General features: G+C 35.9%; 16 protein-coding genes. 10 read left to right on the top strand and 6 right to left on the bottom strand.

Features of this window, described 5'->3' with window-relative positions; translation table 11 throughout:
- The first annotated feature begins 6 nt into the window (after positions 1-6).
- Genes hisA through hisIE form a run of 3 tightly spaced genes read left to right on the top strand, consistent with a single transcriptional unit; the run spans position 7 to position 2,116 of the window.
- Positions 7-744 (top strand): 1-(5-phosphoribosyl)-5-[(5-phosphoribosylamino)methylideneamino]imidazole-4-carboxamide isomerase, encoded by a 738-nt coding sequence (hisA, locus tag JEP40_RS12335; protein WP_198623794.1) that lies wholly within the window; start codon positions 7-9, stop codon positions 742-744.
- A complete protein-coding gene (gene hisF / locus JEP40_RS12330; protein WP_198623793.1) occupies positions 726-1,499 on the top strand; it encodes an imidazole glycerol phosphate synthase subunit HisF in 774 nt (257 codons plus the stop codon). Before hisA ends, hisF begins: the two co-directional genes overlap by 19 nt.
- A complete protein-coding gene (gene hisIE, locus JEP40_RS12325; protein WP_232799274.1) occupies positions 1,499-2,116 on the top strand; it encodes a bifunctional phosphoribosyl-AMP cyclohydrolase/phosphoribosyl-ATP diphosphatase HisIE in 618 nt (205 codons plus the stop codon). The genes hisF and hisIE overlap by 1 nt, the downstream gene beginning before the upstream one ends.
- Positions 2,117-2,263: 147 nt before the next feature.
- Here the strand turns inward: hisIE and yiaY are convergent, their stop codons facing one another.
- The gene (gene yiaY / locus JEP40_RS12320; RefSeq protein ID WP_198623792.1) at positions 2,264-3,415 is read right to left on the bottom strand and encodes an L-threonine dehydrogenase; all 1,152 of its coding nucleotides are present in this window, start codon (positions 3,413-3,415) and stop codon (positions 2,264-2,266) included.
- Positions 3,416-3,728: 313 nt separating this feature from the next.
- Here yiaY and JEP40_RS12315 point away from each other — a divergent pair, with 313 nt between their 5' ends.
- The 4 genes from JEP40_RS12315 (at position 3,729) to JEP40_RS12300 (ending at position 8,286) form a co-directional block, all read left to right on the top strand.
- Positions 3,729-4,226, top strand: coding sequence for a YbaK/prolyl-tRNA synthetase associated domain-containing protein (locus tag JEP40_RS12315; protein ID WP_198623791.1), 498 nt, complete (start codon positions 3,729-3,731; stop codon positions 4,224-4,226).
- 429 nt (positions 4,227-4,655) lie between these two features.
- The gene (locus tag JEP40_RS12310) at positions 4,656-6,005 is read left to right on the top strand and encodes a dicarboxylate/amino acid:cation symporter (RefSeq protein ID WP_198623790.1); all 1,350 of its coding nucleotides are present in this window, start codon (positions 4,656-4,658) and stop codon (positions 6,003-6,005) included.
- A gap of 179 nt (positions 6,006-6,184) precedes the next feature.
- Positions 6,185-6,550: a hypothetical protein gene (locus JEP40_RS12305; RefSeq protein WP_198623789.1), complete on the top strand. Its 366-nt coding sequence runs from the start codon at positions 6,185-6,187 to the stop codon at positions 6,548-6,550.
- Between the two features lie 386 nt (positions 6,551-6,936).
- Positions 6,937-8,286 carry a dicarboxylate/amino acid:cation symporter gene (locus tag JEP40_RS12300; RefSeq protein WP_198623788.1) on the top strand — a complete coding sequence of 450 codons (1,350 nt, stop codon included), beginning with the start codon at positions 6,937-6,939 and terminating at the stop codon, positions 8,284-8,286.
- Between the two features lie 83 nt (positions 8,287-8,369).
- On the opposite strand, the gene JEP40_RS12295 is transcribed toward JEP40_RS12300, so the two are convergent.
- Both JEP40_RS12295 and JEP40_RS12290 read right to left on the bottom strand, forming a co-directional pair.
- Positions 8,370-8,531, bottom strand: a complete 162-nt coding sequence (locus JEP40_RS12295; RefSeq protein ID WP_198623787.1) for a hypothetical protein — start codon at positions 8,529-8,531, stop codon at positions 8,370-8,372.
- Positions 8,532-8,616: 85 nt separating this feature from the next.
- The gene (locus JEP40_RS12290; RefSeq protein WP_198623786.1) at positions 8,617-8,823 is read right to left on the bottom strand and encodes a bacteriocin immunity protein; all 207 of its coding nucleotides are present in this window, start codon (positions 8,821-8,823) and stop codon (positions 8,617-8,619) included.
- A 964-nt stretch (positions 8,824-9,787) separates the two neighbouring features.
- Between JEP40_RS12290 and JEP40_RS12285 the strand changes: the two genes are divergently transcribed.
- On the top strand, positions 9,788-9,979 hold the full coding sequence (locus tag JEP40_RS12285; protein ID WP_198623851.1) for a pyocin activator PrtN family protein: 192 nt from the start codon (positions 9,788-9,790) through the stop codon (positions 9,977-9,979).
- A gap of 55 nt (positions 9,980-10,034) precedes the next feature.
- Here the strand turns inward: JEP40_RS12285 and gndA are convergent, their stop codons facing one another.
- Positions 10,035-11,441 (bottom strand): NADP-dependent phosphogluconate dehydrogenase, encoded by a 1,407-nt coding sequence (gene gndA / locus JEP40_RS12280; RefSeq protein ID WP_198623785.1) that lies wholly within the window; start codon positions 11,439-11,441, stop codon positions 10,035-10,037.
- A gap of 244 nt (positions 11,442-11,685) precedes the next feature.
- On the opposite strand from gndA, the gene JEP40_RS12275 reads away from it, so the two are divergent.
- On the top strand, positions 11,686-13,266 hold the full coding sequence (locus JEP40_RS12275; RefSeq protein ID WP_198623784.1) for a TerC family protein: 1,581 nt from the start codon (positions 11,686-11,688) through the stop codon (positions 13,264-13,266).
- Positions 13,267-13,342: 76 nt separating this feature from the next.
- A complete protein-coding gene (locus tag JEP40_RS12270; RefSeq protein WP_198623783.1) occupies positions 13,343-13,645 on the top strand; it encodes a hypothetical protein in 303 nt (100 codons plus the stop codon).
- Positions 13,646-14,005: 360 nt separating this feature from the next.
- Here the strand turns inward: JEP40_RS12270 and JEP40_RS12265 are convergent, their stop codons facing one another.
- Together JEP40_RS12265 and JEP40_RS12260 are read right to left on the bottom strand one after the other, a co-directional pair.
- Positions 14,006-14,953, bottom strand: a complete 948-nt coding sequence (locus JEP40_RS12265) for a DUF6708 domain-containing protein (protein ID WP_198623782.1) — start codon at positions 14,951-14,953, stop codon at positions 14,006-14,008.
- A gap of 96 nt (positions 14,954-15,049) precedes the next feature.
- On the bottom strand, positions 15,050-15,413 hold a 364-nt coding region (locus JEP40_RS12260), incomplete at its 5' end, for a type VI secretion IcmF C-terminal domain-containing protein (protein ID WP_332873098.1).

Here is a 15,413-nt window from a genome sequence, read left to right as displayed (position 1 = left end):
CGCGTTATGATCATTCCAGCATTAGATTTAATTGACGGGAAAGTCGTTCGCCTTCATCAAGGTGATTACGCAAAACAACGCGATTACGATGATAATCCGCTGACACGCTATCAACAATATGAAAAAGATGGTGCAAAACTCCTTCATTTAGTGGATCTAACGGGTGCAAAAGATCCTTCTGCTCGTCAAATTTCACTGTTAAAAGAACTTGTTGCTTGTGTGAATGTACCAGTACAAGTGGGTGGTGGCATTCGTACAGAAGATGATGTGAAATCATTACTCGATGCAGGAGCAAGTAGAGTTGTTATTGGCTCTACTGCAGTCAGTCAACCACTAATGGTTAAGACTTGGTTTGAGCGCTATGGTGCAGATGCCATTGTATTAGCCCTGGATGTTCGTATTGATAAACAAGGCAAAAAATGGGTCGCGGTGAGTGGCTGGCAAGAGAATTCTCCTTACACCCTCGAAGAGATCATCGAACTTTATCAAAGTGTCGGATTAAAACATGTGTTGTGTACCGATATTTCTCGTGACGGCACATTGGCAGGCTCTAACGTTGAATTGTATACAGAAATTAGCCAACGTTTCCCTGACATTTTATTTCAAGCTTCTGGTGGTATTGGTAATTTACAAGATATCGCAGCACTTCCGGCATCTGGCGTCGCGGGTATTATTGTTGGTAGAGCATTATTAGAAGGCAAATTTACATTAAAAGAGGCGATATCATGTTGGCAAAACGCATAATTCCTTGTCTTGATGTTCGTGATGGACAAGTCGTTAAAGGTGTTCAATTTCGTAATCATGAAATCATTGGAGATATTGTCCCTCTTGCTGAACGCTATGCCAAAGAAGGCGCTGACGAGCTGGTATTTTATGATATTACCGCTTCTTCTGATGGTCGAGTTGTTGATAAAAGCTGGGTATCACGAGTAGCTGAAGTCATTGATATACCATTTTGTGTTGCTGGTGGCATTCGTTCCGTTGAAGATGCAGGAAAAATTCTCTCTTTTGGGGCAGATAAGATTTCGATCAACTCCCCTGCACTTTCTGATCCAACATTGATTTCACGCTTGGCAGAACGCTACGGTGTTCAATGTGTTGTCGTAGGTATCGATACTTGGTTTGATGAAAAAACAGGCGAATACCTAGTTTATCAATTCACTGGTGATGAAAAACGCACACAACAAACACACTGGAAAACACTTGATTGGGTACGTGAAGTTCAGAAGCTAGGCGCAGGTGAAATTGTTTTAAATATGATGAATCAAGATGGTGTCAGACAAGGCTATGACTTGAAACAATTAGCGCAAGTGCGCCAAGTTGCAAATGTACCTCTTATTGCCTCTGGTGGTGCTGGCGAAATGTCACACTTTCTTGATGCCTTTAAATTAGCCAATGTTGATGGCGCACTTGCAGCGTCTGTTTTTCACAAACAAATTATTAATATTAACGAACTAAAACAATATCTTGCAAAAAATGACGTTAAGGTAAGAATATAATGAATAGTGAAACATTAGCGCAATTAGATTGGGAAAAAGTGGATAATCTCATGCCAGTTATTATCCAAAATGCCATTTCAGGTGATGTATTAATGCTAGGCTACATGAATAAAGAGGCGCTAGATGTGACACTAAAAAGTAGAAATGTCACTTTCTATTCTCGCACTAAGCAGCGTTTATGGACAAAAGGCGAAACTTCGGGCAACTTTCTCAAGTTAGTCAATATTTATCCTGACTGTGATAATGATACTTTACTTATTTTAGCTAACCCGATTGGGCCAACTTGCCATAATGGTACTGAAAGTTGCTTTGCTCCTGCACAAAGCCAATGGGGATTTCTCTATGAGCTGGAGAATATATTACGTGAACGTAAAAATGCCTCACCCGATAGCTCTTACACTGCTCGTCTTTACGCCAGCGGTACAAAACGTATAGCTCAAAAAGTAGGAGAAGAAGGCGTAGAAACCGCATTAGCCGCCACAGTTAATGACAGAGAAGAGCTAAGAAACGAAGCCTCAGATTTGCTCTATCATTTAATGGTATTGTTACAAGACCAATCACTATCACTCTCTGATGTCATTGCTTGTCTACAAGAGCGCCATAAAAAAGCAGAATAATTTCTAACTAACCAACACACCTTAGAGTCACCAGACGAGAAAGCGATACATAAACAAAAAAGCACCTCAATTAGAAAATTTGAAGTGCTTTTATTGCTCAGTTAAGACATAAATAACAAGTCTCAGTTGTTATTTATTTCTTGAGCATTACATAGCTTGGCGGAATAACTCAATAACATCACTTTCAGTGCCTTGAACTGGGTTAGTGATTGCACAAGCATCTTTCAGCGCATTTTCAGCTAATGTTTTAAAGTCTTCTTCTTTCACACCTAATTCTTTCAGACCAGCAGGAATACCAACATCTTTAGCCATTTTACGAATTTCTTCGATACATGCTTTAGCACCTTGCTCATCGCTCATTGCAGAAACATCAACACCCATTGCTTGTGTGATATCTTTTAAACGACCTGCTGCTGCTTGGATATTATAAGCTTGAACATGTGGCAGTAAAACAGCATTACATACACCATGAGGTAAGTTATAAAAACCACCTAATTGGTGAGCCATAGCGTGTACATAACCTAAAGAAGCATTATTAAATGCCATGCCTGCTAAGAATTGGGCATAAGCCATATTCTCACGAGCTTGTGCATCACCACCATTATCAACAACTTTACGTAAAGACTCGCTGATCATAGTGACCGCTTTTAATGCACATGCATCAGTGATTGGGTTTGCAGCGATTGAAACATAAGCTTCAACTGCATGAGTTAATGCATCCATACCTGTTGCAGCGGTTAAGCCTTTTGGCATACCAATCATTAATTCTGAGTCATTTACAGATAAGATTGGGGTAACGTTTTTATCAACGATAGCCATTTTGATATGACGCGCAGTATCTGTGATGATACAAAAACGTGTCATTTCTGATGCAGTACCGGCAGTGGTATTGATTGAAATCAGTGGTAATTGAGGTTTAGCTGAACGATCAACACCTTCGTAATCTGCAATTTTTCCACCATTAGAAGCTACTAACGCAATACCTTTAGCGCAATCATGTGGAGAACCACCGCCTAAAGAAATCACACAGTCACATTGATTTTCTTTCAGTAGAGCTAAACCCGCTTCTACGTTTTCAACAGTAGGGTTTGGTGCTGTACCGTCATAAGTTATGCTAGAAATACCGGCTTCTGTCAGTAACTTACTGACTTTATCAACAACACCCAGTTGATTTAAAATGCTATCAGTGACGATCAATGCTTTATGAAAACCGAAGTCTTTCATTGAACTTACCGCGTCAGCAAGGCAACCAGCACCAATTTTATTTACAGAAGGGATATAGAATGTTGAAACAGCCATTATTGACTTCCTTTTTAGTAATTAAATCTATGTTTTAATATGTTCTATTCTTTTTATTCTTAAATTGATCATCATCAAAATAATGAATAAATATCAATTTGTTTATCATTTTATTACAGGTAATTAAATAAAGAAGCCCAATTACCCTATTAATTCAATAGGATAATACTATTAACATGTTATCATTTGTAACAAAATAATTTGAAAAGCTTATCAAAATAATCAAAACCAGCCATGAACATCACAGCAGAATATTTTTTTTAAAGTCGTATAATGACCTTAAAGAAATAACTTATTAAATCAGGAGTCATTGATGTCTTTGACTATTTTTGAGCAACTTACTACTTTATTAGATAAAAACCATGCTATTTATCGTGTAATGGAACACCCTACCGCAGGTCGTTCTGAAGAAGTTGCAAAAATCAGAGGAACACAATTAGGACAGGGAGCAAAAGGACTTGTTTGCCATATAAAAGGTAACGGTATTAAACAACATGTTCTTGCAATATTACCCGCTGATAAACAAGCCGATCTATCGAAACTCGCTCACCAAATTGGTGGAACAAGGGCATCGCTGGCAAGCCCCAAAGAAGTTGATGATCTTACCCAATGCGTATTTGGTGCTATTCCTCCCTTTAGTTTTCACCCAGCATTAAAGCTTGTGGCTGATCCTCTACTTTTTGAACGTTTTGATGAACTTGCTTTTAATGCGGGTACATTAGAGCGCTCAATTATTCTTAATACGCAAGATTACAAACGTATTGCACAACCTGAATTAATCTCTTTTATTCGCGAAGAAGAAAGCGAGTAATATAAAAGCTAATTATTTTTAACAATTACCCTAGTCATTATTCAACTAAGGGTAATTGTTATCATAATATCGATTCTTATTGTATATATAGATTTACACACCAAAAAGTAATATTAGATTATCTAACCAAAAACATCTGCAATATTTAACACTAAGAATTATAAAAAAATAAGAATAAACCCCATTAATTTCATATCATTTTATCTATAACGCTAAAAAATATACAAAACAGACTTTTTTTACTATTTTTCTCGATTCAGCACTCAATAATTAACTAAATAGATTTTATGTTATTGACCTGATTTACTCGTACATTTAAGTTAGCATCAATAAAAACACAATAATGTAAAACTTTATTTACATCTCGGCTATTTTCTAACATACAAATAAATATATAAATAATGTACCAATAGGTGCAGGGAAATCTTCATGCAAACTTCAACTAAAAAACAACCGCTTTATAAAGTATTATACGTACAGGTTATTGTTGCCATATTACTCGGTATCTTACTTGGACATTTTTATCCTGATGTTGGTGAATCATTTAAACCTCTTGGTGATGCTTTTATCAAAATTGTAAAAATGATCATCGCACCTGTGATTTTCTTAACCGTAGTGACGGGCATTGCAGGTATGAACAACATGAAAGCAGTAGGTACAGTCGCAGGTAAATCCATGGCTTACTTTCTCACTTTCTCAACCATTGCATTAATTATTGGTTTGATTGTTGCTAACATTATTCGCCCGGGTGATGGTTTAAATATTTCTCCTGCCTCATTAGATGCGAGCAAAGTAGAAAGTTATGTAGCAAAAGCACATGATTCTTCTATTGTTGGTTTCTTAATGAACATCATTCCTGACACCGTTGTTAGTCCATTAGTTAATGGCAACATCTTACAAGTACTGTTTGTGTCCGTAGTTTTTGGTATCGCTTTAGCCTCTACAGGTGCTCGTGGTGAACCTGTTCTTAAGTTTTTACAAAACTTCTCTGATCCTGTATTCAAAATGGTCGGTATGCTAATGAAATTAGCCCCTATCGGCGCTTTTGGTGCAATGGCATTTACCATTGGCAAATATGGGATTTCATCAATCAGTAACTTGGTATTGCTTGTTCTGACTTTCTACATCACCTCACTCCTGTTTGTTCTTGTAGTATTAGGTGCTGTCGCAAAATATAACGGGTTCTCTATTCTCTCGTTAATTAAATATATTAAAGATGAGCTTTGGCTAGTATTAGGAACGTCATCTTCAGAAGCCGCATTACCTAGCTTAATGCGTAAAATGGAAAATGTAGGCTGTAAAAAATCAGTGGTAGGCTTAGTTATTCCAACGGGTTACTCCTTTAATTTAGATGGCACCAACATCTATATGACCATGGCAGCCCTATTTATTGCACAAGCTACAGGTATTGAACTTTCACTAACAGAACAAATCACACTACTCTTAGTTGCGATGATCAGTTCAAAAGGTGCTGCTGGTGTCACTGGCGCTGGTTTTATTACTTTGGCAGCAACGTTATCCGTTGTACCTAGTGTTCCTGTCGCGGGTATGGCATTAATCTTAGGTATCGACCGCTTTATGTCAGAATGCCGTGCATTAACCAATCTTGTGGGTAATGCTTGTGCCTGTATTGTGGTAGCTCGTTGGGAAAATGCCTTAGATAAAGAAAGAATGAATGATGTATTTAGCGGTAGAGCATCAAATGAATTTATTGAAGATGCTCCATTAGCTCCTATTGAAATTGAATCTGATAATGCAATTAAAATCCCAGTGAAATAAAGATCATTTTTTATGATCCATAAAAGAGCGCCTATGCGCTCTTTTAGTTTTCATATCTCTTACCGCCACGAATAAACGCTTTTCTTTTTTATAATTTACTTATTATTGTATCTTTATCTCATAGCTTATTTTTTGCTTACCTTTATAATTTCTTTAGTTTATAAATAAGAGACAAAATTGTGAATAAATTAAAAGCTCTGATCACAAAACAATATTCTCTAAAATTTTTATTTTTTAAATATTGGCTAGGTAGTTCTGCCATAATAATTCTTAGTAGCATAGTCCTTTTTTATTTTATTATTGTGCCACTCATTCAAATCGAAGTGTTTTCTTTATATATTGCTATTTATTTTGTTACACTTGCTTTGGCAATAAAAATCATACTCTCTGCAATCATAATACCTCGCTTATTTATTTTAGTACGGGATACCTCAGAATTCCCTTCAATACTCGCATTTATTATTGTTCTTTCAGAATGCTTATTTGTTTGTTGGTTAGAATTTATTTTTATTACTGGTTTTGTGAATGGTACATTTTTTCCGTAATAAATCTAAGGATAAAAATAACCTACTTACTAACCGCTTAACCCCACTTATCACCGTCCATTTTCATTTACATTCTAGTTTTTTTATTCACTTTAAAACCCATTTATATATACATATCACCAAATAAGCCCCACAAAATTAAACAAAAAATAATTTTATTAACTCGACATTTAAATTAAATAAATTTCAAAAAAAACACAAAAATGGGAATTAAAATCTAATTTTTTAGATGAAGAGCACAATATTTGATAAAATCAACTTTATTTTATTGACCTGATTTACTCATACCTTTAAGTTACTTGTCACAACAAAATAAATGTAAATAATAATTTACATCATGATTTCTTTTTTATTTAGTCAATATCTTTCAGTTACAGGGAATTTTTATGCAGACATCATCCCGCAAGCTCCCCTTTTATCGTGTGTTATATATCCAAGTCATTATTGCTATCATTTTAGGTATTCTATTAGGCCATTTTTACCCTGATATTGGCGAATCTTTCAAACCTTTAGGTGATGGATTTATCAAAATAGTAAAAATGATCATTGCCCCTGTTATCTTTCTAACCGTAGTGACCGGCATTGCAGGTATGAACAACATGAAAGCCGTTGGAAAAGTAGCGGGTAAATCGATGATTTACTTTCTCACATTTTCTACAATTGCACTTGTTATTGGATTAATCACTGCCAATATTATTCGTCCTGGTGATGGTTTAAATATCTCTCCAGGATCATTAGACAGTAGCCGAGTAGAAATGTATGTCACTCAGGCACACAGCTCTTCTCTTGTTGATTTTTTTATGAATATCATCCCAGATACTATCGTTAGCCCATTAGTTAACGGCAATATCTTACAAGTACTGTTTGTTTCTGTCGTTTTTGGTTTGGCATTAGCATCAACAGGATCACGAGGTGAACCTGTATTAAAATTCTTACAGCATCTTTGCGATCCGGTTTTTAAGATGGTTGGTATGCTAATGAAGTTAGCGCCTATTGGTGCCTTTGGTGCAATGGCTTTTACAATAGGTAAATACGGCATTTCTTCCATTGGCAATTTAATGTTGTTGGTGATTACTTTTTATCTAACTGCATTACTTTTTGTGTTGGTAGTTTTAGGTGCTGTTGCTAAATATAACGGTTTTTCTATCCTCTCTTTAATTAAATACATAAAAGATGAACTTTGGTTGGTATTAGGCACTTCTTCATCTGAAGCTGCATTACCCACATTAATGAGTAAAATGGAACAGCTTGGCTGTAAAAAATCAGTCGTTGGTTTAGTTATTCCTACAGGTTATTCCTTTAATTTAGATGGCACTAATATCTATATGACCATGGCGGCTTTATTTATCGCTCAAGCAACAGGCGTTGATTTGTCGTTAACAGAGCAGATTACGTTACTGTTTGTTGCCATGATCAGCTCAAAAGGTGCTGCGGGTGTTACAGGCGCCGGTTTCATTACTCTTGCCGCAACATTATCGGTTGTTCCTAGTGTTCCCGTTGCGGGTATGGCTTTGATCCTAGGTATTGATCGTTTTATGTCAGAATGTCGCGCATTAACTAATCTAGTGGGTAATGCCTGCGCTTGTATTGTTGTCGCTCGTTGGGAAAGTGCGTTGGACAAAGAGAGAATGAATGCTGTTTTTAGTGGGAAAATATCAATAGAAACCAAGTTAGATACTGATTTAGTATCAAATAATGAAAACAAAGAATCTTGTTATATAAAAGTATCAGAATAATAAATTGGATCTATTCTTAAATAAATAATGATAAAAGAGAGTGTTTATTTAAATGCTCTCTTTTTTATTGAGTTTTTACTATATTAAAAATCAAGTCCAAGTTGTTGCTCATCATTATTTATAAAATCATCACTCTTCTTATCTTCATTGAAATGATATACATTATTATTTCTTAAAAATAAAACAGGATCACTAAGAAACTCATCTATTGATTTATTCACATACAAAGAAACAAATAATGCCAATAAGAGTCCTCTATTAATTTAATAAGAGCAATAATTAACCTTTTTTAAATCCTGCTTTGCCATTTTTAGCCCGCCATTCTTTAACTTATTTAATAACAGTAGTCGCACTTCCATCATTATTACCTTCTGGATAATAAATCAGATCCGAACCTTCAGGATGCTCAGTGATTTTAATAAAATATTCTAAATTATCATCTTGTATTTTTTCGCCACCTTCACATTTAATTATAGCTTTAATAAATTGTTTAAATTCAGTTTTTGTATAATCATTAAAGCTATTTTTTAGTTTCATCTTTATTTTTCTTTGTGAATATTAATGTAACATTTCGAAGTAGAGACTCGAATATTATCTATATCATACCTTAACTAATCGGTTTAAGCCTTGATCTCTGATTTTAACTTATCTAACTTAGTTGTGTCTAATGAGGCTTTTGATTGAATAATATTATCTGACATACCTATCTCCAATAAAAAAACACTAGTGATTAGCTGATAGCTATTAATATTTAGCTTATGTATATTAATATCAATTCAAGTTACCAATACTCTAAAGGATAAAAATGAACTCACTTTTTGGACTATATTTTATTCAACTTATACTGGTCATTTCAGTATTTTTTTGCTTTTGGAAGATAGGTGCATCCAATACATTCTGGACGTTCTTTAGGGTCATTTTATCTTTAGGTATTATTGCAATAATCGCATTCCTTGCATTTATAATATCGTACGTATCACATTAACCCTATGCTATCTAGAGTTCACTCTTGTTCAATTTCTCATATTACTCTAAACCGCTTATTACCTTTATTACTTGTTGTAATTAAAGGGTTAATCCCAAAAAAACCTAGCAATAAGTTATCTTACGGGAAGTAGTGGCACTATTATAGACTGAGTTAACACCTCTGGTATCAGTGTGCATTGCGCTGTAACGTAAATTTTCTCTGTAGTTGTACAGCCTGTTAGCAATATTATCAGAAATATATAAATCACAAGTAAACTCTTTCTGAAGTATCTTTCTATACTCAATGATCCTTTCTTCTGAGTTAGCATCAGCGGTAATCCCATAACGAGAAGCGCTAGTGCCTATTTCGTTGAAGCGATTAAATCCAAATATTTACTTCGTAATTGTTGCTGTTATGTCGAGTCTTATCTTCATGACTTAAATTTTAGATAGTTTATCCGTGACGGGGGTATAAGCCCCGCCCTAGCCCTAAGCAAGTCAATAAATCCAAATTAACATCGAGTATTAAAAAGAAATAGCGCCAAAATATCTAAAAATAAGTTTAACTACGGCAGAAAGAAAAGCTAATACGGGTGAACTACCAATACCAACATATCGCTTAAATGATAGCCAAAAGCCACTTAGAATGCTCCATGTAAATGACTTAGCATCCTATATAGATCAGCAAAGAGATGAGGCTGTAATTGAATTTAATCGCTCAAAATGAAAAAGGTGCTGTATTACCAGCACCCCTAAATATTATAACTCATTGTTCTAAGGTTTTATTCCATCCACTCTGTGTGGAAGATGCCATCTTTATCAGTACGTTTATATGTATGCGCACCAAAGTAGTCACGTTGAGCTTGGATTAAGTTTGCTGGCAACACTTCTGCACGATAGCTATCATAGTAAGAAATAGCAGCAGAGAATGTTGGTGTAGGAATACCTGCTTGCACGCCATAACACACAACATCACGTAGAGCTTGTTGGTAATCATCAGCGATTTGTTTGAAATATGGTGCTAACAGTAGATTTGCAATACTTGCATCTTCGTTATAAGCATCTGTAATTTTTTGCAGGAATTGCGCACGAATAATACAACCCGCACGGAAAATCTTCGCGATTTCACCGTAGTTTAAATCCCAGTTATATTCGTCTGATGCGGCTTTCAGTTGTTGGAAACCTTGAGCATAAGAGACAATTTTACCTAAATACAATGCACGACGAACATTTTCAATAAAGGCTTTTTTATCGCCAGAGAATGCTTTAGGTGTTGGGCCGGATAATACTTTAGATGCCGCAACGCGTTGATCTTTTAATGAAGAGATATAACGAGCAAACACAGATTCAGTGATAAGAGTAACTGGTACACCTAAGTCTAAAGAGCTTTGGCTAGTCCATTTACCTGTCCCTTTGTTTGCCGCTTCATCAAGGATAACGTCTACAAGGTATTTACCTTCATCATCTTTTTTGCGGAAAATGTCAGCAGTAATTTCAATCAGGTAGCTACTTAATTCACCTTTATTCCACTCGGTAAAGGTTTCTGCTAGTTCTTCGTTAGTTAGACCTAAAGAGTGTTTTAATACTGAATAGGCTTCTGCTATCAACTGCATATCACCGTATTCGATACCGTTGTGAACCATTTTCACATAGTGACCCGCGCCATCAGCGCCGATATAAGTCACACAAGGTTCGCCTTCAGCAACAGCCGCAATTTTTTCAAGGATTGGCGCGACTAATTCGTAAGCTTCTTTTTGTCCACCAGGCATAATTGAAGGGCCTTTTAATGCGCCCTCTTCACCACCTGAAACACCGGTACCAATGAAATTAAAGCCTTGCGCTGATAATTCACGGTTACGACGAATGGTATCTTTAAAGAAAGTATTTCCGCCATCGATAAGGATATCGCCTTTATCTAAATGCGGTGTCAATGCAGCAATTGTTTTATCCGTTGCTTCACCCGCTTTTACCATTAATAAGATACGGCGCGGTTTTTCTAACGAATCAACAAACTCTTCAATAGAATAATTCGGAACCAGTTTTTTACCTGGATTTTCAGCGATAACTTCGTTGGTTTTATCGCTTGAGCGGTTGTAGATGGATACAGAATAACCACGGCTTTCAATGTTTAGCGCAAGGTTACGTCCCATTACTGCCATACCAACCACGCCGATTTGCTGTTTTGACATGAAAATAACTCCCGTCTGAAAATAAACCTGCCAGTATCAATGTACTGACAATTTGTTAACCTGATCACATAGTAACTCACTCTCTCACTTGGTGGTAGTTATTGATGTAATTGGTATCACAATCTTTTAGACAAAATGAAATAATTCCCCTAATACTGATAATAAATTATTGAAAAATTCCTGCAAATTGCTCATTATTCCCAAGTCGGCATAAGCCGTCTTTATAGAAGGTAAAACAAACTGTATGGAATGGATCTTGGATCCGACGATCTGGGTAGGACTCTCCACCCTAATTGTTCTCGAAATCGTACTTGGTATTGATAACCTTGTTTTTATTGCTATTCTGGCAGATAAACTCCCAGCAAAACTAAGAGATAAAGCACGTATAACAGGGCTATTATGTGCCTTAGTAATGCGTGTCGTGTTGTTATTTAGTCTCTCTTGGCTTATCACTCTGACAAAACCTCTTATTACACTGTTTGATCATCCTTTCAGTGCAAGAGACTTAATTATGCTTCTCGGAGGGATATTCTTGCTGTTCAAGGCCACCATGGAGCTTAATGAACGGCTAGAAGGTAAAGACCATAATGAGGGAAAACAACGTAAAACAACCAGTTTTTGGTCTGTTGTTGCTCAAATTATCGTGCTGGATGCGGTATTCTCGCTTGACTCAGTAATAACTGCTGTGGGTATGGTTGATCATTTAGGCGTTATGATTGCAGCTGTTACTATCGCAATGTTCTTGATGATCCTGGCAAGTAAGCCTTTAACAAACTTCGTCAATAACCACCCAACTATTGTTATTTTGTGTTTAAGTTTCTTACTAATGATTGGTTTTGCATTAGTTGCCGAAGGCTTTGGTTACGCCATTCCAAAAGGTTATCTATATGCAGCGATTGGCTTCTCTATCATGATAGAAGTCTTTAATCAGTTAGCACAATTTAATCGCCGCCGTTTCTTATCAGCCTCTCGTTCTTTACGTGAACGAACAGCAGAAGCGGTGTTACGCATTATTAATGGTAAGCCTGAATCATCTGAATTAGATCATCACACATCTGATTTGGTCTCTAATGCTGAAGAGGTGTTTGATCCCCAAGAACGCCAAATGATTGTGCGTGTACTTGGTTTAAGTCAACGTAACGTTAACAGTATCATGACTTCTCGCCATGATGTTGAATATGTAGACTTAAATGCAACACAAGATGATATCCGCCAATTATTGGAAAAAGATCCTCACTCTCGCTTAGTGATCACTGATGAACAATACAGTGATGAACCTGTTGGGGTTGTTAATGTTATTCAGCTGTTGAATCAACAATTACGTAATGAGCCGTTAAACTTACGATTATTAGTAACACAACCGCTGATCTTCCCTGAAGGTTTATCTTTACTGCAAGCATTAGAACAATTCCGAAGTGCACATACACACTTCGCGTTTGTCGTAGATGAATTTGGTTCAGTAGAGGGCATCGTCACGTTAACTGACGTTATGGAAACCATTGCAGGTAACTTACCTGTCAGCTCTGAAGAAAACGATTCACGTCACGACTTGGTTCAAAATGAAGATGGTTCATGGACGGTTAATGGCTTTACACCACTTGAAGACTTAGTGCTTTATATTCCAATCAAATTGGATGAAAAACGTGAGTATGAAACCTTAGCAGGCTTATTAATGGAGCATTTACAACGTGTTCCAACTGTTGGTGAGAAGATCCTTATTGATGGCATTGAATTTGAGCCGTTAGAAGTGAACAACCATCGAATTAATAAAGTTCGAATTGTAGAACCGACACCTGAAGACGAAGAAAACGTGGACGAAGCGTAATCCCTGTCAAATAGCAAAATATCCGCCTTAAAGGCGGATATTTTTTATCTGAAGATAGTACCTACTGGAAAATAATATGCATACCAATGTCTGCGTTAAAATCATCTGGTTAGCCTTTGTTGAAGGGGGAAGACAATCGCCACCTCCCTTAACTGGTTTTTATTATCCAACGACTCAACTGCCCTATGAGCCAAATAGCTGGAGTCTTGCCATTGAAATCACTCATACACAACAAGAGTCTGAACATTGGATAAGTGAGGGCAATATGCGGTTTTTAGTTGAACATGCCCCTCATTATTTATTAAAAGAATTAGAAAAAATTGAAATTTATGAAGGCTCTAAAAAAGTCGCAGATGCTTTTATTCAATTTATACAGTAATTCTTCCCTAATTAATAAGTTGCCTAAATACCATAGATAATAAAACGGATTCTATTAAGAGATTGAACTATTATTTTTTATCATTCAATGGTCGGCTAAGTTTAAACTTAGGGTGTAATCCGTAATAATCCATTTTAGTCTTGCCCTAGTGCTTGTTTAAATTCATACATCTCCATTTCCATGGTGGGATAAATAGGAGGTAATTGATATATGGGGTATCGTTAAGTATTTTTTATGATAAATATAGTTTAGACCGTTTACGAATTATATCATATTTTTCAATAAAATATGAATAAGTGCCTATAACAACAATAAAACAACTGTCATAACAATGAGAGATTAAATAATTTAAAATGGCTTTTAATAAAATGCTTTCCAGAGATCTTTAGGATTCGTTTTTTCATTTAAGATATAAGGATCATTAGGGTCTATTTTGCATTGTTCTTCTATCTCTTTTGGCCAAACAGGACGGCGACTGGTTAAGATTGCAATATAGCGAGGAATACTAATAATAAAAATAATTGGAGACATCAATGGCATTAAAATTTTCAACATACCTTTAAATAACGTGCTGATATAAAAGAACGTGAATCCATAACTTTCTTTTTTATTGGCTATCGGTAAACAAAATTCAACTTGTTGAATAATATTTTCAGGCCCTTCTTCCATATAACGTCGAATAAACTCCCAATGATATTTCAGTAATTCAAAATTACCGGTGGAGGCAGGAAGGCAAAAGGTATCAACAATGGTTTTATTATCATCAGCAAGAACATGCCCACTAATATAATAGTCGTTTTTCATGCTTTTAGCGTAATCAAGTCCCGTGGTGAAAAATACCTTCTTCCAAGGTACTGAAATAATAGAACCATCAGTGCGAAAGGCGTAAACCATTTGATTTTTACGATCAAAACGTAATGGGTAGTGTGTCCATGCAAACCACTCTGTTTTCAGTAAAGAGAACATAAAAAGTCCCATTGCAAGAAATAGAGAGACCATGATAAAAGTAAATATAATATCTTCTTTAGTGAATTGATTAGAAAAAATGAGATCTATAATAAATAATAATGTACAACTTAAAAATGTAACAGTACCTAAAGACGAAAAAAGACTCACAAATCCTTTTGAAAAATAATATTTATCCACCATTTCTAGATAATGAGAATTTATTGCAATCACTTTTATATCAGGAATTAACTCTTCATTGGTTATATCAGTACGGTCATTTTGATCAAGTCTACCAGCTATTTCTTCGTTATTTAATGGGCGATTAAGTTTAAACTTTTGTAGTAATCCGTAACTATCCATTTTAGTCTTGTCCATCAATCGTGATATAATTATTCAAAACTACGATATAACAACTAGCTCTGTTATAAATCTAACATCACTCATTAATCAAAAATTTTAATCCAAAAAGATCTTTTCAGGTAAAACGAAATTACGTAGTTGTAAAAGCGCGATTGGGCCCTCGCCCATTTCGGTTCTTAAGGTGTAGTTTAAGGATTGCCCATTTAAGGTTTTCCAACTGACAGAATAACTGCTGGTACTCCCGGCATAAGGGGCGATATTGGCATCTTCCAGTAAACGAATAATGCCCCAGACGCCACGATAATCACCATAAATACGTGTACCTGTATTGGTGGTGATCCAACTCAGCGATGCACCAGAGGCAACGGTATCCGCTGGCCAAACAAAGCGTTGCCATTGCGGTTGCTGGTTATCGTAGATCAGTGATTGTCTATCAATTATTAAATGGGTTTGCATAATG

Source organism: Proteus vulgaris, assembly GCF_016239305.1.
Classification (GTDB): Bacteria; Pseudomonadota; Gammaproteobacteria; order Enterobacterales; family Enterobacteriaceae; genus Proteus; species Proteus vulgaris_C.
Note: the sequence above shows the minus strand (reverse complement) of the source record. Positions and strands in the feature narration are given on the sequence as shown.